At 72.3% G+C, this 18528-nt stretch carries 14 protein-coding genes; 9 read left to right on the top strand and 5 right to left on the bottom strand.

Going from position 1 to position 18528, the window contains the following annotated elements; genetic code table 11:
* Window positions 1-14 precede the first annotated feature (14 nt).
* Together AC4D2C_RS07820 and AC4D2C_RS07815 are read left to right on the top strand one after the other, a co-directional pair.
* Window positions 15-1820 carry a dynamin family protein gene (locus AC4D2C_RS07820; RefSeq protein WP_490913885.1) on the top strand — a complete coding sequence of 602 codons (1806 nt, stop codon included), beginning with the start codon at window positions 15-17 and terminating at the stop codon, window positions 1818-1820.
* Window positions 1817-3694, top strand: a complete 1878-nt coding sequence (locus tag AC4D2C_RS07815) for a GTPase (protein ID WP_490913881.1) — start codon at window positions 1817-1819, stop codon at window positions 3692-3694. Before AC4D2C_RS07820 ends, AC4D2C_RS07815 begins: the two co-directional genes overlap by 4 nt.
* An 87-nt stretch (window positions 3695-3781) precedes the next feature.
* Here the strand turns inward: AC4D2C_RS07815 and AC4D2C_RS07810 are convergent, their stop codons facing one another.
* From AC4D2C_RS07810 to AC4D2C_RS07800, 3 genes are all read right to left on the bottom strand, one after another.
* Window positions 3782-4429, bottom strand: a complete 648-nt coding sequence (locus tag AC4D2C_RS07810; protein ID WP_490913879.1) for an MBL fold metallo-hydrolase — start codon at window positions 4427-4429, stop codon at window positions 3782-3784.
* Window positions 4430-4509: 80 nt separating this feature from the next.
* The gene (locus AC4D2C_RS07805; protein ID WP_490913877.1) at window positions 4510-5070 is read right to left on the bottom strand and encodes a DUF1697 domain-containing protein; all 561 of its coding nucleotides are present in this window, start codon (window positions 5068-5070) and stop codon (window positions 4510-4512) included.
* A gap of 1 nt (window position 5071) precedes the next feature.
* Complete coding sequence (locus AC4D2C_RS07800) at window positions 5072-5791, bottom strand: IclR family transcriptional regulator (RefSeq protein ID WP_334210286.1); 720 nt, start codon at window positions 5789-5791, stop codon at window positions 5072-5074.
* 139 nt (window positions 5792-5930) lie between these two features.
* On the opposite strand from AC4D2C_RS07800, the gene leuC reads away from it, so the two are divergent.
* The 6 genes from leuC (at window position 5931) to AC4D2C_RS07770 (ending at window position 12555) form a co-directional block, all read left to right on the top strand.
* Window positions 5931-7400, top strand: a complete 1470-nt coding sequence (gene leuC / locus AC4D2C_RS07795) for a 3-isopropylmalate dehydratase large subunit (protein ID WP_490913875.1) — start codon at window positions 5931-5933, stop codon at window positions 7398-7400.
* 9 nt (window positions 7401-7409) lie between these two features.
* The gene (gene leuD / locus AC4D2C_RS07790) at window positions 7410-8009 is read left to right on the top strand and encodes a 3-isopropylmalate dehydratase small subunit (protein ID WP_490913873.1); all 600 of its coding nucleotides are present in this window, start codon (window positions 7410-7412) and stop codon (window positions 8007-8009) included.
* Between the two features lie 221 nt (window positions 8010-8230).
* The gene (murA, locus tag AC4D2C_RS07785; protein WP_490908678.1) at window positions 8231-9580 is read left to right on the top strand and encodes a UDP-N-acetylglucosamine 1-carboxyvinyltransferase; all 1350 of its coding nucleotides are present in this window, start codon (window positions 8231-8233) and stop codon (window positions 9578-9580) included.
* A 13-nt stretch (window positions 9581-9593) separates the two neighbouring features.
* Window positions 9594-10376 (top strand): lysophospholipid acyltransferase family protein, encoded by a 783-nt coding sequence (locus AC4D2C_RS07780; RefSeq protein ID WP_490913872.1) that lies wholly within the window; start codon window positions 9594-9596, stop codon window positions 10374-10376.
* On the top strand, window positions 10373-11416 hold the full coding sequence (locus tag AC4D2C_RS07775; RefSeq protein WP_490913870.1) for an NAD(P)H-dependent glycerol-3-phosphate dehydrogenase: 1044 nt from the start codon (window positions 10373-10375) through the stop codon (window positions 11414-11416). Before AC4D2C_RS07780 ends, AC4D2C_RS07775 begins: the two co-directional genes overlap by 4 nt.
* Window positions 11413-12555, top strand: coding sequence for a D-alanine--D-alanine ligase family protein (locus tag AC4D2C_RS07770; protein WP_490913868.1), 1143 nt, complete (start codon window positions 11413-11415; stop codon window positions 12553-12555). Before AC4D2C_RS07775 ends, AC4D2C_RS07770 begins: the two co-directional genes overlap by 4 nt.
* Before the next feature lie 8 nt (window positions 12556-12563).
* Here AC4D2C_RS07770 and AC4D2C_RS07765 read toward each other — a convergent pair whose 3' ends face one another.
* Together AC4D2C_RS07765 and AC4D2C_RS07760 are read right to left on the bottom strand one after the other, a co-directional pair.
* The gene (locus tag AC4D2C_RS07765) at window positions 12564-13649 is read right to left on the bottom strand and encodes a YeiH family protein (protein ID WP_490913867.1); all 1086 of its coding nucleotides are present in this window, start codon (window positions 13647-13649) and stop codon (window positions 12564-12566) included.
* Window positions 13650-13841: 192 nt separating this feature from the next.
* Window positions 13842-17372 (bottom strand): proline dehydrogenase family protein, encoded by a 3531-nt coding sequence (locus AC4D2C_RS07760; RefSeq protein ID WP_490913866.1) that lies wholly within the window; start codon window positions 17370-17372, stop codon window positions 13842-13844.
* A 141-nt stretch (window positions 17373-17513) separates the two neighbouring features.
* Here AC4D2C_RS07760 and AC4D2C_RS07755 point away from each other — a divergent pair, with 141 nt between their 5' ends.
* Window positions 17514-18425, top strand: a complete 912-nt coding sequence (locus tag AC4D2C_RS07755; RefSeq protein WP_490913864.1) for a LysR substrate-binding domain-containing protein — start codon at window positions 17514-17516, stop codon at window positions 18423-18425.
* Window positions 18426-18528: the final 103 nt, after the last annotated feature.

Below are 18528 nucleotides of genomic sequence, written 5' to 3'. Positions count from 1 at the left end.
GGCATGATGGGACCATGAGCGCACCCTCCCCGGCCGGTGAAGCCCGCGCGCTGCCGCCGCTGCTGCGGGAGGTGAACGGCGCCCTCGAGAACCTCGCGTTCCCCTTGGCCCTGCCTGCCTCGGCGGACGCGCGCGCTGCGACCCGCGCCGCCCGCGCACAGCTCGACGACTACATCCTGCCGCGGCTGGCCAGCCTCGACGCGCCCCTCGTGGCCGTCGTCGGCGGCTCGACGGGAGCGGGCAAGTCGACCCTGGTCAACGCCCTCGTGGGCCGACCGGTGTCGGCCACGGGCGCCGTACGGCCCACGACGCGCCGGCCCCTCCTGCTCCACCACCCAGACGACGCCGCGTGGTTCGACGACGCCCGGGTGCTGCCCTCGCTCGGTCGTGTCCGTCTGGCAGGCGATGAGCCCGAGCGGGCGACCGACGGAGCGGCGCCCCCTGCGACCCCCGGGAGCCCGCACCCGGCGACGGCGCAGGGCGCGGACACGCTGCTGCTGCGCCCCACGGCCACGCTGCCGTCGGGACTCGCACTCCTGGACGCACCCGACGTCGACTCCATCGCCGACGAGAACCGGCGGCTCGCCGGCCAGCTCCTCGCGGCGGCGGACCTCTGGCTCTTCGTGACGACGGCGAACAGGTACGCCGACGCGGTGCCGTGGAAGCTGCTGGCCGAGGCCGGGCGGCGCGACGTCCTGGTCGCGATCGTCCTCGATCGCGTACCTCCCGGCGTGGAGGAGGAGATCAGGAGTGATCTGCTGACCCTCCTGACCGCCGAGAACCTCGGGCACGCTCCCATCTTCGTGATCCCGGAACTCCCGCTCGGGTCCGGAAGCATGCTGCCGGCCGCGGTCGTCGAGCCGATCACCCGCTGGCTGCAGGCGCTGGCCGCCGACGCGGAGGGACGCCGGGACATTGCCCGGCGTACCGTCCAGGGAGCGATGCGCGCGCTGGCGGACCGGATCGACGGGATCGCCGAGGCCGCCGGCCAGGAGCAGGCCGCCGGCGACGAACTCCGCGCGGCCGTCGACGGCGCCTACCGTGATGCACTGCAGAGCGTGCTCGCCGCCACCGAGGACGGCAGGCTGCTGCGCGGCGAGGTGCTCGCCCGCTGGCAGGACTTCGTCGGCACGGGCGAGTTCATGCGCGGGCTCGAGTCGAGGATCGGCAGGGCGCGCGACCGGGTCAGTGCGTTCTTCACCGGCCGGCCCGCTCCGGCGGCCACCGTGGCCGACGCGATCGGCAGCGGTCTGCAGACCGTCGTCGTCGAACAGGCGGCCCGCGCCGACGAGTCCACGCGCCGGCGCTGGAGAGCCGACGCGGCGGGCCGGGTGCTGCTCGAGGATCTGGCACCATGGCGGGCCGAGGAGGTGTCGGACGAGGTGGCACGCGAGATCCGCGCATGGCAGGAGGACCTCCTGCAGCTCGTCCAGGCCGAGGGCGCCGACAAGCGCTTCACGGCGCGCATGCTGTCCTTCGGGGTCAACGGCATCGCCGTGGCGCTGATGGTCGTGGTCTTCGCCTCCACGGGCGGACTCACCGGCGGCGAGGTGGGCATCGCCGGCGCCTCCGCGATCGCGGGGCAGAAACTCCTCGAGGCGGTCTTCGGCGACGACGCCGTCCGACGCCTCACCGCCACGGCACGGGACAACCTGTCCACCCGCGCGGAGGGCCTCTTCCGGCGGGAACGGGAACCCTTCGACCGCCGCCTGGAGCCCGTGAGCCGCCAGACGCCGGCCGAGACGCTGCGGGTCCTCGCCCGCCGGCTCCGCACGGCACTGCCTCCCGGGCAGCGCACCGCGGTCGAGGACGGCGCATGAGCCGACACCGTGGAGCGACGGCGGAGGCGCCGCTCGCCGAGGCCGTCACGGGTGCGCTCGACCGGCTGCAGACGGCCTGCGAGCTGGGACGCGACCGGCTCCCCGAGGACGCCGTGGCGCGCCTGGACGCGACCCTGGATCGCGCAGGGACGCGTCGGTCGCTGTCGGCGGACCACACCGTCGTCGGGATCTTCGGACCCACGGGCAGCGGCAAGTCCTCCCTCGTGAACGCCCTGAGCGGCACCGGAGCCGCGCGGGTGGCGGCGCGGCGCCCCACCACCTCCGAGCCGCTCGCTCTGGTGTGGGGACGGCAGGGGAGCCACGAGCTGCTCGACTGGCTCGGGGTCCGTCAGCGGGTCGAGCTGCCCGAGGGCGCTCCGCTCGTGGGCGGACCGACCGGGACGGGCCAGGAACCATCTGCGGCTCCGGTCCTCGTGGGACAGCCGATCGGCGACGCGCCGGATCCGCAGGTCCACGTAGCGCCCGAGGTGGACACGGACACCCCGGCGCTCGGCGCTGCGGCCGGTGGCGAGGCTCCCGCGGTCCGAAGGCGACTGCTGAGCTGGCGGCGGCGGAGCAGGCCGGCGTCCACGGGGACCGAGGCGTCGCCCGAGGCACCTGTCGCCGCATCCGGCACCGGGGCCGGACTGATCCTCCTCGACCTCCCGGACTTCGACTCGACGGCCGGCGCGCACCGCGAGATCGTGGAGCGGCTCACGGGGCAGGTGGACGTGCTGCTCTGGGTCGTCGATCCGCAGAAGTACGCCGACGCCGCGCTCCACCACGGGTTCTTGCGCGACCTCGCGAACCACGACGCGGTGACTCTCGTGGCACTGAACCAGGCGGACCGGCTCGAGGAGCAGGACCTCGACGACGTCACGGCGTCACTCGCCGGCATCCTCGCGGGCGAAGGCCTGCAGGGCGTCGCCGTGTTCCCGGTGTCCGCGCTGACGGGCCGAGGCGTGGACGAGCTCGCCTCGGCGGTCAGGGACCTCGCGGAAGGCCGTGCCGCCGCCACCCGGCGGATCGCGGCCGACGCCGCGCAGGCCGCGGACGAGCTCCTGCCCTTCATCGCGGAGCAGCCCGTCGCCGCGCCGTCGGACGAGGCGAGGACCACGCTCGCGCAGGGGCTGGGCACGGCAGCCGGCGTACCCGTCGTGGTCGACGCCGTGCGATCGGCGTATCGCCGCGATGCGCACGCGGCCACGGGCTGGCCCGTCACACGCTGGCTGGGGAGATTCCGGGCCGACCCGCTGCGGCGGTTGAACCTGCGACGGCAGGACGTGGTGCCCGAGGTGCGGCGTTCATCACTTCCCCTCAGCCAGCCGGCTCAGCGCGCGCGGGTGGATCAGGTGCTGCGCGTCTTCGGCGACGAGGTGGCGCGCGGCGTCGTCGAGCCCTGGCACACCTCCATCCGCGACGCCTCGCGCGGCACCGCCGACGACCTCACGGACGCGCTCGATTCCGCCGTCACCACGGCGGACCTCGAGACCGGACGGCGCGCGTGGTGGGGGATCTTCGGTGTGCTCCAGTGGATCGCCCTCGTCGCGCTCGTCGCAGGGCTCGTCTGGCTCGGCGTCCTGGCCGTGCTCGGTTTCCTCCAGCTGCCCGCCATCGACGTCCCGCGCGTGGAGGGCTTCCCCGTGCCCACCCTGCTCATCCTCGGCGGCGTGGGGGCGGGCGTGCTGCTCGGTGTCCTCGCGGCGCTGCTCGCCCGGTGGGGTGCTGCGCGGCGCGCCGCGCGGGTACGACGGCGGCTCCTGGCCGCGTGCGCGCAGGCCGCCGAGGAGGTCGCCGTCGTTCCCGTCGAGGACGAGGTGGACCGGTGCAACCGGTTCCGTGCCGCCGTCCTCGACGTGCGGCGCGTCGCCTGACCGCGGTCCCGGCAGGAGGCTGCTCCGGCGCGGGAACCCGACGACGGCCGCCCCGGCCGCCCCGGTCGCGCCGGACCTGCGGCGGCGTCAGGCGTCGCTTCGGGTGACCCTGGCGACGTCGCTGTGGCCCGAGCAGACCCAGTCCACGGAGCCCGCGCCGATGCGCTCGGCGAGCAGCCGGACGCTGCCCGCCGCCCTCGGCCGGTCGTTGATGAAGATCGCCGGGAAGTCGCCGACGCTGCCGTCCGCGGCGACCCTGGCGGCATCTCCGGTGAAGAGCACACCGCGCCACTGGTAGGCGTAGTGACCGGGCGTGTGTCCGGGTGTCGGGAAGTATGCGAGGCCCGGGAAGATCTCGCCGGAACCGGTGAGTTCCTGCGCGCCGTCGGGAAGCGCCACCCGGACCATGCGCTGCAGCGCCCTGCGGAACAGGGTCCGCGGCCTCGTGCGGCCGCGAAGGATGTCGGCATCGGCGGCGCCGATCCACACGGTCGCCCCGAGGGTCTCCTGGAGTCGCTGCGCCGCCTGGGCGTGGTCGACGTCGTAGTGCGTGAGGACGATGTCGGTGACCGGGCCCGTCGACGCCTCGAAGGCGCGGAGCTCGGCGACCACGCCGTCGAACCCGGAGGACATGCCTGGGTCGACGACCGCCGTGCGACCGGCACCGGCCACCACGAAACCGTGCGAACCCCTCTGCTGTTCGAGCTGGTAGCAATCCTGGGCGATGAGGCGCATAGGGTCTCCGGGTCCTTCGGCTGGTCCTGGGGGCGTGCTCGAACACTACCAACCCGGAGCGGTCTCCGGCCGGCCGTGCTTCAGGCGAGCAGGCGCAGGACCTTGGCCAGGGTGTTGATGTTCCGGGTGGTGGACGTCGCCGCGTACCGGGCCCGGGCGAGGAGCCGGGCGAGGGGCACCTCGGTGGACCGCCCCTTCGGGGAGAACCACCCGATGGCGGTGCCGCCGGCGAGCACGGCCGGGTGCAGGTCCACGCTCCGTGCGTCCTCGAGGAATGCGGCGAGTTCGGCGGTCCCGGCGAACAGCGTGACGTAGGTGTGGACGCTGGCGCCGTCGGGCGGTGGCGGGACGGAGTCGCTGATCGCACCGAGCTCGGCGTCTCCGACGACGATCACCCAGGCGGTGTAGCCGAAGCGGGCGCTCAGCGCCTCCTCGACGCGGACCTTCAGCGCGGCGGGTTCCAGGGCGGAGGAACACGTGACGTTGCCGCTGGCGAGCGCCGTCGCGACGTCGCTCACGGGAAGCTCCGCGAGCAGCTCGCGCAGCCCGGCCGTCCGGACCGTCACCCCGCCGACATTGACCCCGCGCAGGAAGACGGCGTACCGGCGCATCGGCGCGTCGGTGAAGGGGCCCTCCGGCACGTCAGTCGGCCGCTGATCCGACGGCGAGCGTCAGCTGGCGTGCCGCGTCGGAGACGACCTCCGCGTGGATGCGGCCCGGCTGCCGGGTGAGGCGTTCCATCGGGCCGGAGATCGAAACGGCCGCGATGACGCGCCCGGACGGGCCCCGCACCGGCGCGGAGACCGACGCCACGCCGGCCTCGCGCTCACCGAGGCTCTGCGCCCATCCGCGCCGTCGCACCCCGGCCAGGACGGTCGGGGTGAACCGCGCGTTCTGCAGTCCCATGAGGAGGCGGTCGTGGTCCTCCCACGCGAGCAGGCACTGGGCTGCCGAACCGGCCTTCATGGACAGCTGGGTACCGACGGGGATGGTGTCGCGCAGCCCCACGGGCCGCTCGGCGGAGGCGACGCACACGCGCCAGTCGCCCTGCCGGCGGAACAGCTGGGCGCTTTCGCCCGTCGCATCACGCAGACCGAGGAGCACGGGACCCGCGGCGGCGATCAGGCGGTCCTCACCGGCCGCGGACGCGAGCTCGACGAGCCTGCTGCCGAGGACGAAGCGCCCCTGGATGTCCCGGCCCACGAGGCGGTGATGGGCGAGGGCCAGGGCGAGGCGGTGGACCGTGGGCCGCGCCAGGCCGGTCGATGCGACGAGCTGGGCCAGCGTGGTGGGGCCGGCCTCGAGGGCGTCGAGCACGAGTGCGGCCTTGTCGATCACGCCGACGCCGCTAGAATTGTCCATAGGTTGATACTGCCGTCTCATTATCTGAGACGCAACCCGTCGGGCTGGCTCTCGTCGCCGGGCGCTGGTTGAGTAGCAGCCATTGGTCCTGCCGAGCCCCACCGGGCCCGGTCCGCCGGAACAGAGAAGGACGGTCGCCATGGGCAAGACACTGGCAGAGAAGGTCTGGGACGCGCACGTGGTCCGCAAGGGCGACGTCGTCGGCGCGGAGGCGCAGCCCGATCTCCTCTACATCGACCTGCACCTGGTCCACGAGGTGACCTCGCCGCAGGCGTTCGAGGGTCTCCGCCTCGCCGGGCGACCGCTCCGCCGGCCCGACCTGACGATCGCCACCGAGGACCACAACACGCCCACGCTGGACATCGACAAGCCGATCGCCGACCTCACCAGCCGCACGCAGATCGAGACCCTCCGCGCCAACTGCCGCGAGTTCGGCGTCCGCCTGCACTCGCTGGGTGACGCCGAGCAGGGCATCGTCCACGTGGTGGGACCGCAGCTCGGGCTCACGCAGCCCGGCCTGACCGTCGTCTGCGGCGACTCCCACACCTCGACCCATGGGGCCTTCGGCGCGCTCGCGATGGGGATCGGGACCTCCGAGGTGGAGCACGTCATGGCCACCCAGACGCTCTCGCTGAAGCCGTTCCGGACCATGGGCATCACCGTCGAGGGGACCCTGAAGCCCGGCGTCACGTCCAAGGACATCATCCTCGCGGTCATCGCCAAGATCGGCACCGGAGGCGGGCAGGGCTACGTTCTGGAGTACCGGGGCTCGGCCATCCGCGCCCTGTCCATGGAAGCGCGCATGACCATCTGCAACATGTCCATCGAGGCAGGGGCGCGCGCGGGCATGGTGGCCCCGGACGAGACGACCTTCGAGTACCTCAAGGGCCGCCCCCACGCTCCCGAGGGCGCGGACTGGGACGCCGCCGTCGCCGACTGGCGGGAACTGCGCACCGACGACGACGCGGTCTTCGACGCCGAGGTGTTCCTCGACGCGAACGAGCTCGAGCCGTTCGTCACGTGGGGCACGAACCCCGGCCAGGGTGTCTCGCTCTCCCAGGCCGTGCCCTCGCCCGACGACTTCGCCGACGAGAACGACAAGGCGGCCTGCAGCCGGGCGCTGGACTACATGGCCCTCGAGCCGGGCACGCCCATGAAGGACATCCGGGTGGACACCGTCTTCCTCGGCTCCTGCACCAACAGCCGCATCGAGGACCTCCGCATCGCCGCCGACATCATCCGGGGACGCCAGAAGGATCCCGCCGTGCGGATGATGGTGGTCCCGGGGTCGGCGCGCGTGCGCCTGCAGGCCGAGGCCGAGGGGCTGGACCGCGTGTTCAAGGACTTCGGTGCCGAGTGGCGGTTCGCCGGCTGCTCCATGTGCCTCGGCATGAACCCCGACCAGCTCGCTCCGGGGGAGCGGTGCGCGTCGACGTCGAACCGGAACTTCGAGGGACGCCAGGGCAAGGGCGGGCGCACACACCTGGTCTCGCCCGTCGTCGCGGCCGCCACCGCCGTGCGCGGCACCCTGAGTTCGCCGTCGGACCTCGCCCCGCAGCCCGGCACGGGCGCGCACGCCGCCCCTGCCTCCACCGTCCCCGCCGCCTAGGAGCCCGCCATGGAGAAGATCACCACGCACACCGGCATCGGCGTCCCGCTGCGCCAGAGCAACATCGACACCGATCAGATCATCCCCGCCGTGTACCTGAAGCGCATCACGCGCACCGGGTTCGAGGACGCGCTGTTCGCCGGCTGGCGCAAGGAGGAGGACTTCATCCTCAACCGCGAGCCCTACTCCCGCGGCACCGTGCTCGTCGCAGGCCCCGATTTCGGCACCGGGTCGTCCCGCGAACACGCCGTCTGGGCACTGAAGGACTACGGCTTCCGGGCCGTGCTGTCCTCGAGGTTCGCGGACATCTTCCGCGGCAACTCGGGCAAGCAGGGACTCGTGGCGGCGCAGGTGGCGCAGGACGACATCGAGCTCATCTGGAAGATCCTCGAGAACGAGCCGGGCGCCACGGTGACGGTGGACCTCGCGTCCCGCAGCGTCCAGTGCGGGCCGGTGAGCGCGCCCTTCCAGATCGACGACTACACGCGGTGGCGCCTGCTGGAGGGCCTCGACGACATCGGCCTGACCCTCCGCCAGGAGGAGCACATCACGGCGTTCGAGGCCGGCAGGCCGTCCTGGAAGCCCACCACGCTGCCCGCGCGCACCTGACCCTGCGCGGGTCCGCGCATCCGGGCGCGGCGCGGGTGTAACGCGTCTCACGTCCCAATCCGGGCCCGGAAGGAATGACGACCCACCCGCACCGGTTCTTCCTCAGCAACAGGGAGTGCACGTCGTACCCTTGTATTTCTGTCTGCCGCGCGGTGCTCCTATGCTTGGAACGAGCATTTTCGAGTCCGCGGGGGTTAAACGTATGAGGAAAATAGGTATTCATGGGTAGCGTTCTGACCATCCGCGGCGGCATCCCGCTGACCGGCAAAGTCTCCGTCCGCGGTGCGAAGAACCTGGTGCCGAAGGCGATGGTCGCCTCCCTCCTGGGCAACACGCCGTCCATCCTGCGCAATGTCCCGGAGATCAAGGACGTCGACGTCGTCACGAGCCTCCTGCAGCTGCACGGCGTGACGGTGACCAAGGACCCGGTGACGGGCGACCTCACCATGGACCCGGTCAACGCGAAGATGGCGATGTCCAAGGACATCGACGCCCACGCCGGCGACTCGCGTATCCCCATCCTCTTCTGCGGGCCCCTCATGCACAGCATCGGCGAGGCCTTCATCCCCGACCTCGGCGGCTGCAAGATCGGCGACCGCCCGATCGACTACCACCTCGAGGTCCTCCGCAACTTCGGCGCCGTCGTCGACAAGCGCCCCGGCGGCATCTCCATCTCCGCGCCCAAGGGCCTCCACGGGGCGAAGCTCACCCTTCCGTACCCGAGCGTCGGCGCGACGGAGCAGGTGCTGCTCACGGCCATCCGCGCAGAGGGCATCACCGAACTCTCCGGTGCCGCCGTCGAGCCCGAGATCATGGACCTCATCGCCGTGCTGCAGAAGATGGGCGCGATCATCACAGTGCAGACCGACCGCGTCATCCGGATCGAGGGCGTCGCGGAGCTGACCGGGTACAACCACAAGGCCATCTCCGACCGCAACGAGACGGCATCCTGGGCATCCGCAGCGCTGGTCACGAAGGGCGACATCTACGTGGAGGGCGCACGCCAGCTCGACCTCACCGCGTTCCTCAACACCTACCGGAAGATCGGCGGTGCCTTCGACGTGGACGACGACGGCATCCGCTTCTACCACCCGGGAGGGGCGCTGAAGCCGCTGGTGCTGGAGACCGACGTGCACCCCGGCTTCATGACCGACTGGCAGCAGCCCCTCGTCGTGGCCCTGACGCAGGCGTCCGGCGTGTCGATAGTGCACGAGACGGTCTACGAGCAGCGTTTCGGCTTCACCGAGGCGCTGATCCGCATGGGCGCCAACATCCAGCTGCACCGCGAGTGCCTGGGCAGCGTCCCGTGCCGTTTCGGGCAGCGCAACTTCCTCCACTCCGCCGTCATCTCCGGGCCCACGCAGCTGCGCGGCGCGGACATCGACATCCCCGACCTGCGCGGCGGCTTCAGCCACCTCATCGCGGCCCTCGCGGCCGACGGCGTCTCGCGCGTCACCGGTATCGAGCTCATCAACCGCGGCTACGAGCGCTTCCAGGACAAGCTCGAGGGCCTGGGTGCGGACTTCGACGTCTCGGAGGACGCCCCGGTTCCCGCCGCGGTCTTCTCCTAGGCGGCCCGGACAGATGGGGGAGTCACGGGGCTCACGCGCGATGTTCACGTTCCTCGCCGCCTGGGTGAGGCCGACCATGAACGTGCTCATGGCCAAGGAATGGCACGGGCAGGAGAAGCTGCCCCGCGGGACGGGCATGATCGTGTGCCCGAACCACGTCACGGAGATCGATCCGGTCGTCGTGGCGCACTTCCTGTACAACCAGGGCGTCATGCCGCATTTCCTCGCGAAGGCGTCGCTGTTCAAGGTGCCCGTGATCGGGTCCATCCTGCGCACCATCCAGCAGATCCCGGTGGAGCGTAGCTCGGCGGGCGCCAACCGCTCCCTCGAAGCGGCCCGCGAAGCACTCGCCGACGGCGGCGGCATCATCATCTACCCCGAGGGAACGCTCACGAGGGACCCCGACATGTGGCCCATGAAGGGCCACACGGGAGCGGCGCGCCTGGCGCTCCAGACCGGAGCTCCTGTGGTGCCAGTCGCGCACTGGGGTGCCCACGAGGTCTTCCCCCGCTATGCCAAGCGCTTCTACCTCTTCCCGCGCAAGCGCTCGCGCGTGCTCGTCGGCGATCCAGTCGACCTCTCCGACCTCCACGGCGCGCCCCTGACGAAGACCACGCTCGACGCCGCCACCGAGCGCATCCTCGATGCCATCACGGCCCTGCTGGCCGAACTGCGCGGCGAGCAGCCGCCCGCGGAGCGCTGGGACCCGGCGCAGAAGCAGCAGAAGGGTCTCGGCCGCCGCGGCGAGAGCGCGGACGACGACCCGGATGCATCGCGCCACGGAGGACGGTCATGACCGGGGACTCCAGGACGGCACCGCCCGCGAAGATCGCCGTGCTCGGCTCCGGCAGTTGGGGGACGACGTTCGCGAAAGTCCTCGCCGATGCCGCCGCCGAGACGACGGTGATGCTCTGGTCGCGCCGGGCCGAGGTGGCCGACGAGATCACCGCGGAGCACCGCAACTCCCGGTACCTCGGTGACACGCGGCTCCCGTCGAACGTCTCCGCATCCACGGACGTGGAAACGGTGCTGGCGGGGAGCAGCCTCGTGGTCATCGCCGTGCCGGCCCAGACCCTCCGGGCGCAGCTCCCGGCCTGGCGCCCGCTCATCCCGGCCACCGCCGTCGTGGTCTCCCTCATGAAGGGCCTCGAGGTCGGCACCGACGCGCGCATGAGCGAGGTCATCGCCGAGGAGCTCGGGCTGCCGGCGGAACGCATCGCCGTGCTGTCCGGGCCCAACCTCGCCATGGAGATCGCCCGCGAGGAGCCGACGGCGTCCGTCGTCGCCTGCCCGGACCACGACACCGCCACGTGGATCGCCGCAGCGTGCACGGCCTCCTACTTCCGCCCCTACACCTCCACCGACGTGATCGGCGTGGAGATCGGCGGGATCGTCAAGAACGTGATCGCCCTCGCCGTCGGCATCTGCGAGGGCCGGCGCATGGGCGACAACACGAAGGCCTCCGTCATCACCCGCGGTCTCGCCGAGACCACACGCCTCGCGGTGGCACTCGGCGGCAAGCCCGAGACGCTGGCAGGGCTCGCAGGGATGGGTGACCTGATCGCCACCTGTTCCTCGGCCCTGTCGCGCAACCACACCGCAGGCCACCTGCTGGGCCAGGGCCTCACGCTCGAGCAGGTCACGGTGCGCATGAACCAGACCGCGGAGGGCATCAAGTCGGCCCACGCCGTCCTCGACTCCGCCACGAAACTCGGCGTGGACATGCCCATCACCGAGAGCGTGGTGGCCGTCCTCCAGGGGCGCCTGTCCGTCAACGACCTCGGACCGCGCCTGCTGTCCCGCAACCTCAAGCCGGAAGGCAACCCCGCCACGTGACCACCGAGACGTCCGCCCCCTCCCGCAAGCCCCGCGTCCTCGTGCTCTTCGGGGGCCGTTCGAGCGAGCACGCCGTCAGCTGCGTCACCGCCGCCGGTGTCCTCGAGGCGATCGACCGGTCCCGCTACGACGTCGTGCCCGTGGGCATCACGAAGTCCGGCCAGTGGTCGCTCGTCTCGGCGGACCCGTCCGCGTGGTCACTGCGCTCCGACGTGCTGCCCGAGGTCACCGCGACCGACCAGGCCGTGGTCATGGGATCGGCGACCGGCAATGGTTCCGGCCAGGAGCTGCTCCTCGCGGCGCCCGGATCCGTCCCCGAGAGCCTGGGTGGCGTCGACGTGGTGCTGCCGCTGCTGCACGGACCGTTCGGTGAGGACGGCACCCTCCAGGGCATGCTGGAGATGGCCGACATGCGGTACGTCGGGGCCGGTGTGCTGGCGTCCGCCGTCGGCATGGACAAGCACTACATGAAGGTGGTCTTCGCGGCCGCCGGGCTCGAGGTGGGACCCTACGAGGTGATCACCGATCGTCAGTGGCGCCTCGACCCCGACGCCTGCCTCGGGCGCGCCGAGGGCCTCGGCTTCCCGCTGTTCGTCAAGCCGTCCCGCGCGGGGTCGTCCATGGGCATCAGCCGGGTCGACGATGCGGCAGGTCTCCGTGCCGCCGTCGAGGCCGCCCGGGTCTTCGACCCCAAGGTGGTCGTCGAGGCGGGGATCGAGGGCCGCGAGATCGAGGTGGCCGTCCTGCAGGGACGCGGCCTGGAGGCGCCGCGCACGTCGCTGCCGGGCGAGATCGCCATCCAGCCCGGCGACCACGCCTGGTACGACTTCGAGGCCAAGTACGTCGACGGCGCCGCGGCCGAGCTCTCCTGCCCCGCCGACCTGCCCCCCGACGTCCTCGAGCGCGTGCAGCTGCTCGCCGGGGAGGCGTTCGAGGCGATCGGCGGCGAGGGGCTCTCACGGGTCGACTTCTTCTACACCCCCGACGGCCGCCTGGTCATCAACGAGATCAACACCATGCCCGGCTTCACGCCCATCAGCATGTACCCGCAGATGTGGGCCAAGTCCGGCCTCGGCTACACCGAGCTGATCGACGAGCTGATCGGGCTCGCGCTCAGCCGCACCACCGGGCTGCGCTGACCCGCAGGTCACGTCAGCAGGAGCACCCCGAGCAGCGAGCCTCCCGCGAGCAGGGCGGTCGAGAGCGCACCCACGACGGCGAAGCGCCGTCCGGTGCGCGCCAGGCGGCGGACGTCGATCCCGGCCCCGAGGCCGAACATGCCCGCGGCCAGCAGGACGGTGGTCAGTGTACGGCTGCCCTCGAGCACCGGATCGGGGAGGATCCCGAGCGAGCGGACGGCCACCATCGCCAGGAACCCCAACACGAAGAGCGGCACCACGGGTGGACGGGAATCCTCCGGGCGAACCGGCTCCTTCGGGCCCTGCGGGCCGGCGTCCCGTGCTGCGGTCGGACGATGGACGTCGGCCGGGGCGGCAGCGCGACGTCGTTCCCCGAGGGACGCCACCGCGGCGACCGGCGCGAGCATCAGCACCCGACCGAGTTTGACCACGGTGGCGACGGCCAGCGCCGTCACCCCGGCGGTACCGGCCACGGCGACGACCTGCGCGACCTCGTGGACGGCCAGCCCGGCCCACAGCCCGAAACGGTCCTCGGGCAGCCCCAGCAGACCGCCGGGCACGGGCAGCACCACGATCATGAGCGAGCCGTAGAGCGTGACCATCGCGACGGCGCCGGCGGTCTCGTCGTCGTCGGCGTCCACGACGCCCTGGAGGCCGACTATGGCGGACGCGCCGCAGATGGAGAAGCCGGCAGCCATGAGCGTGGCACCGGCACGCGTGAGGCCAAGCCGCAGGCCGAGGTGGAGCGTTGCGATGTAGCTCAGCGTCACGCACGCGACGATCAGGCCGAGGACCGGGAGGCCGAGCTCCACGATGTCGGGCAGTGCGAGCTGAAGACCCAGCAGCACGACGCCGGCGCGCAGGAGCTTCTTGGTGCCCGTCGTCACGCCCGGCCGGAGTGCTGTGGTGTACCGGCCGGAATTACCGAGCAGGACCCCGAGGACGAGCGCGAGGACCAGCGGGCCGAGGACGGACTGCACCGACCCCAGCCAGACGGCGACGGCGACGCCCGCGGCGACCACCGCCAGCCCCGGCACCAACGCACCGGCGTGTGCCCGCAGCGCGGCGGCGCGCCCGGAGGGGGCAGGGTGCATGGTCGATGGCTTCCGGGCTCGGTGACGGAGGGTGCTTCCGATTATTGTTCCACGGGGCGACGCCGCCCCGGGTACACCCGGGAGCAGTGGACCGCAGCCCGGCACGTCGTGCGGACGGGCCGCAGCCGGGCCAGGAACCAGCAACGACGGCACCTCGCCCCGGGGGAGCGAGGTGCCGTGCGGGCCGTGCCGCTAGATCAGTGCGTCGGTCAGGGCGTTGGGCGTCCCGAAGCGGTGGGCGGTGATGCTGATCGCCTGCTCCTGCAGGAACGGCAGCAGCTCGATCCTCCCCGACTCCGTGACGGGCTGCGCGTACACCGCGAGGTCGGGCCGCCCGCCCGTCACGGCGGCGAGGGCAGAGGCCCCACCGCCGACGAGCCGCACGCGACGCAGGGGCAGGGTCGCCGCACGGGCCAGCCAGGCGGCGTCGTCCTCGACGGTGACACCCTCGACGTTCTCCGTGAGGGCTGCACGCAGCCCGGCAGGGAGATCGACGGCGGAGGAGACGGCCACCGGAGCGCCGGTGGCCCCTGCAGCGAGCAGCACGCGGACGAGGTCGGCGACGGGAGCCCCTTCCGCCAGGCGCACGGTCACGGGGTGGGGGAGGTAGCGGAAGAGGTTCCGCTCGGCGGCGAGGGCCGAGACGTCCCGCACCTCGCCGAACTCGCTGTTCCATGCTGCAGCGTCCGAGGCGGCGGCGCGGGCGAGGCGGGCCACGTCGTCGTCGGGCAGGCCGGCGGACCGGGCGGCCGCCAGCAGGGGCGCGACGACGGGCAGGGCGCCGCCCTGGACCCGTGCCTCCCGCGGCGACCAGGTGCCGAGGCCCACGAGGTAGTTGGGTCCACCGGCCTTGGTGCCGGCGCCGACCGCCGACTTCTTCCAGCCGCCGAAGGGCTGGCGCTGCACGATCGCCCCGGTGATGCCGCGGTTGATGTAGAGGTTGCCCGCCTGCACCCCGTCGATCCAGGCGGCGATCTCGCGGCTGTCGAGCGAGTGGATACCGGAGGTGAGGCCGTAGTCGATGTCGTTCTGCAGCGCGATGGCCTCCTCGAGGGTCGCGGCGGTCATCACACCGAGGATCGGTCCGAAGTACTCGGTGAGGTGGTACGTGGACCCGCGCTTCACACCGACCCGGATGCCCGGGCTCCACAGGCGCCCCGAGTCGTCGAGGCGCCGGGGCTCGAGGAGCCAGGACTCGCCCTCGCCGAGCGTCGTCAGGCCGTCCAGCAGCTTCCCGGTGGCAGGCTCGATCACCGGACCCATCTGCGTGGCCGGGTCCGTCGGGTACCCGACGGACAGCGAGGCGACGGCGTCGAGCAGCTGGTTGCGGAAGCGCTGCGACCTGGCCGCACTGCCCACGAGGATCACGAGGGAGGCTGCCGAGCACTTCTGGCCCGCGTGGCCGAAGGCCGACTGCGCCACGTCCCGCGCCGCGAGGTCGAGATCCGCGCTCGGGGTGACGATGATGGCGTTCTTGCCGGAGGTCTCGGCGAGCAGGGGGAGATCGGTGCGGAAGGAGCGGAACAGTTCGGCCGTCTCGTAGCCGCCGGTCAGGATGACCCGGTCCACGCGGGGATCCGCGATGAGCTGGCGCCCGAGGTCCCCCTCCTCGACCTGCAACAGGCGCAGCACCTCGCGCGGCACGCCCGCGGCCCACAGCGCGTCGATCATGACGGACCCGGATCGGCGCGCCTGGGACGCGGGCTTGATGATGACGGCGGATCCGGCGGCGAGCGCGGCCAGCGTGGAGCCGGCGGGGATGGCGACCGGGAAGTTCCACGGCGGCGTCACGACGGTGAGCCGGACGGGGGAGAACGCGGCGCCGTCGACGTCGTCGAGCTCGCGGGCGCGTTCGGCGTAGTAGTGGGCGAAATCGACGGCCTCGGAGATCTCGGGATCCGCCTGCTCGAGGGTCTTGCCGGTCTCGGCAGCCATGACCTCCATGAGCTCGGCGCGCCGGGCCTCGAGGGCGTCGCCCGCGCGGTGCAGGATCGCGGCGCGTTCCGCACCGCCGAGGGAGCCCCAGGAGGCGGAGGCGCGGACGGCGCCGGCGATCGTGTCCTCGAGCTCCTCGGCGCGGGTGAGCGTGGTGTCGGCCACGAGGGCGTTGCCCAGCTCCGAGGTGGCGGCGCGGTCGAGGATCGCCCGCCCCCAGGTGCGGTTGACGGGCAGGGAGGGATCGGTGTCCGGGGTGTTCGTGAAGCCGGTGCCCGGGTGCGGCTCGGCGGGGACGGTGCGGTCCTGCCGGCGGTTGGGTCCGGGGACCGAGGTGTCCAGCTCCGCGAGTGAGGCGAGGAAGCGGCCCTTCTCGCGGTCGAACAGCGCCTCGTTCTCGGAGAGCTCGAACACGGCGGACATGAAGTTGTCCTGGCTCGCCCCCTCCTCGAGGCGCCGGATCAGGTAGGCGATGGCGACGTCGAACTCGGTCGGGTGCACCACTGGCGTGTAGAGGAGGAGGGAGCCGACGTCGCGGCGGACCGCTTCCGCCTGGCCCTGCGCCATGCCGAGGAGCATCTCGAACTCGATGCCGTCACGGACGCCGCGCTCGCCGGCGAGCAGCCACGCGAAGGCGAGGTCGAACAGGTTGTGGCCGGCGACGCCGACGCGCACGTTGTCGACACGGCCGGGCTGCAGCGCGTAGTTGAGCACGCGCTTGTAGTGCGTGTCGGAGTCCTGCTTGGACCCCCAGGTGGCCAGCGGCCAGTCGTGGAGGGATGCCTCGACCTGCTCCATGGGCAGGTTGGCGCCCTTGACCACGCGGACCTTGATGCCGGCGCCCCCGGCGGCGCGGCGGGCCGCGGCCCACTCCTGCAGGCGGATCATGGCGGCGAGGGAGTCGGGCAGGTACGCCTGGAGGACGATGCCCGCCTCGAGGTGCCTGAACTCGGGCCGGTCGAGGATCTCCATGAAGACCGCGATCGTGAGGTCGAGGTCCTTGTACTCCTCCATGTCGAGGTTGATGAATTTCGGCTGCTCCGCGCGGGCGGCCAGCGCATACAGGGGAGCGAGCTTCTCGGCGACGTGCTGCACGGCCTCCTCGAAGGCCCAGGCGGGGTGCGGGGCCACGGTGGAGGACACCTTGATGGACACGTAGTCGACGTCGGGGCGCTCGAGCAGGCGGACGGTGCCCTGCAGGCGGCGTTCGGCCTCATGGTCCCCGAGGACCGCCTCGCCGAGGAGGTTCACGTTGAGGCGGATCCCCTCGCGCCTGATCCTGCCGATGGAGCGGCCGAGGCGGGCGTCGGAGGCATCGATGATGAGGTGCCCCACCATCTCGCGCAGCACGCGGCGGGCGATGGGGATGACGACCTGCGGCAGGACGGGCGCGACGGCGGCGCCCACCGTGACGGCGGAGCGCATGTACCAGGGGAGGAACTTCGGCACCTTCGGCGCGATCGCGGCGAGGTTGCGGGCGGCCACGGACAGGTCCTCGGGGCGGATGACGCCGTCGACGAAGCCGACCGTGAAGGCGAGCCCGTCCGGGTCCTTGAGGACTCCGGCGAGCTGTTTCGCCGACGCATCGACCGGCACCTTCGCCGCCTCGGTGAGCCATCGGCGCACGAGGGCGACCGCTTCGTCCGGAAGGTGGGCCGGGATGTCGGTGGTGCCGCCGGGAGCGGCGGAGAACCGGCGGGTCACGCCGGGCTCCGGCGTACGGGCGGGCGGCGCGTTCCGGGGTGCCGGAGCGGCGACGCCGTCGAGGCGCGGGATCTGGGTTGTCATGGCACAGGCTTTCGATCGGACGGCTTACGCCGGCGCAGCTATTTACTCCCCAGTATCGGGCCGCCGTACGATTAGGAGAAGCGATGATTGCCGAACGGTACTCGTCGGTAGAACCGAATCATCACCGAGGCCGGAGGCACCGTGCTCGACCTGCGCAGGCTGCGGCTGCTTCGCGAACTGAAGATCCGCGGCACCCTCGCCGACGTCGCGGAGGCCCTCAGCTACAGCCCGTCCTCCGTCTCCCAGCAGCTCGCCCTGCTCGAGAAGGAGGTGGGCGTGGAACTGCTCCGCAAGGCGGGCCGTCGTGTGGTCCTCACGGCGCAGGCCGAGGTGCTCGTCGCGCACACCGCCGAACTGCTCGAGACCCTCGAGCGGGCCGAGTCGGACCTCGCGGCGTCGCTGACCACGGTGTCCGGGACGGTCCGGGTGGCGGTCTTCCAGTCGGCCGCGCTGGCGCTCATGCCCGGCGCCCTCACGGCCATGACCCGCGACTATCCCGACGTGCGCGTCGAGATGGTGCAGCGTGAGCCGGAGACGGCCCTGTACGAGACGTTCGCCCGCGACTTCGACCTCGTGATCGCCGAGCAGTACCCGGGCCACGCCGCCCCGCGGCACGCGGAACTGGACCACGTGCCCCTGACGGAGGACGCGATCCGCCTCGCCGTCCCCCTCACGGGTCCGTATGCCGACATCACCACGGTCGGCGGGGCGGCGACCGCCGCCTGGGTCATGGAACCCAGGGGGGCGGCATCCCGCCACTGGGCGGAGCAGGCGTGCCGGCGCGCGGGATTCGAGCCCGACGTCCGCTACGAGACGGCCGACCTCCAGGCGCAGATCCGGCTCATCGAATCGGGCAACGCCGTCGCCCTCATGCCCGACCTCGTGTGGACCGGCCGGAGCGTCCCCGTGCGGCTCCTGGACCTCGGGGAGAGCGCGCGCCGCTCCATCTTCACCTCCGCGCGCCGCGCCGGTGCACGGCGGCCCGCCGTGCTGGCCGTCCGCGAGGTCCTCGGGCGTGCGGCCGCCGACGTCCGGCGCCCCCCGTCCCCGTAGCCGGCCGCCATGAGGCGCACGAGACGCACGGAGCGCAATAAACGCGTGCCGTACCCGGTTGATCCTGATGACGTGGCTTTTCGCGTCGTCCTCGCCCACTCCT

The sequence above is a fragment of the Arthrobacter sp. TJ-240 genome (genome assembly GCF_058269195.1).
The sequence above is the reverse complement of the archived record's forward strand: the minus strand, read 5'-3'. Positions and strand labels throughout refer to the sequence as shown.

What these genes read in the sequence shown, in the direction of transcription:
- AC4D2C_RS07815 (WP_490913881.1), top strand. Translation starts at nt 1,817, where the DNA reads ATGAGCCGACACCGTGGAGCGACGGCGGAGGCGCCGCTCGCCGAGGCC.
- AC4D2C_RS07810 (WP_490913879.1), bottom strand. Translation starts at nt 4,429, where the DNA reads ATGCGCCTCATCGCCCAGGATTGCTACCAGCTCGAACAGCAGAGGGGT.
- AC4D2C_RS07765 (WP_490913867.1), bottom strand. Translation starts at nt 13,649, where the DNA reads ATGCACCCTGCCCCCTCCGGGCGCGCCGCCGCGCTGCGGGCACACGCC.
- AC4D2C_RS07775 (WP_490913870.1), top strand. Translation starts at nt 10,373, where the DNA reads ATGACCGGGGACTCCAGGACGGCACCGCCCGCGAAGATCGCCGTGCTC.
- leuC (WP_490913875.1), top strand. Translation starts at nt 5,931, where the DNA reads ATGGGCAAGACACTGGCAGAGAAGGTCTGGGACGCGCACGTGGTCCGC.
- AC4D2C_RS07780 (WP_490913872.1), top strand. Translation starts at nt 9,594, where the DNA reads ATGGGGGAGTCACGGGGCTCACGCGCGATGTTCACGTTCCTCGCCGCC.
- AC4D2C_RS07800 (WP_334210286.1), bottom strand. Translation starts at nt 5,791, where the DNA reads ATGGACAATTCTAGCGGCGTCGGCGTGATCGACAAGGCCGCACTCGTG.
- AC4D2C_RS07820 (WP_490913885.1), top strand. Translation starts at nt 15, where the DNA reads ATGAGCGCACCCTCCCCGGCCGGTGAAGCCCGCGCGCTGCCGCCGCTG.
- murA (WP_490908678.1), top strand. Translation starts at nt 8,231, where the DNA reads ATGGGTAGCGTTCTGACCATCCGCGGCGGCATCCCGCTGACCGGCAAA.
- leuD (WP_490913873.1), top strand. Translation starts at nt 7,410, where the DNA reads ATGGAGAAGATCACCACGCACACCGGCATCGGCGTCCCGCTGCGCCAG.
- AC4D2C_RS07760 (WP_490913866.1), bottom strand. Translation starts at nt 17,372, where the DNA reads ATGACAACCCAGATCCCGCGCCTCGACGGCGTCGCCGCTCCGGCACCC.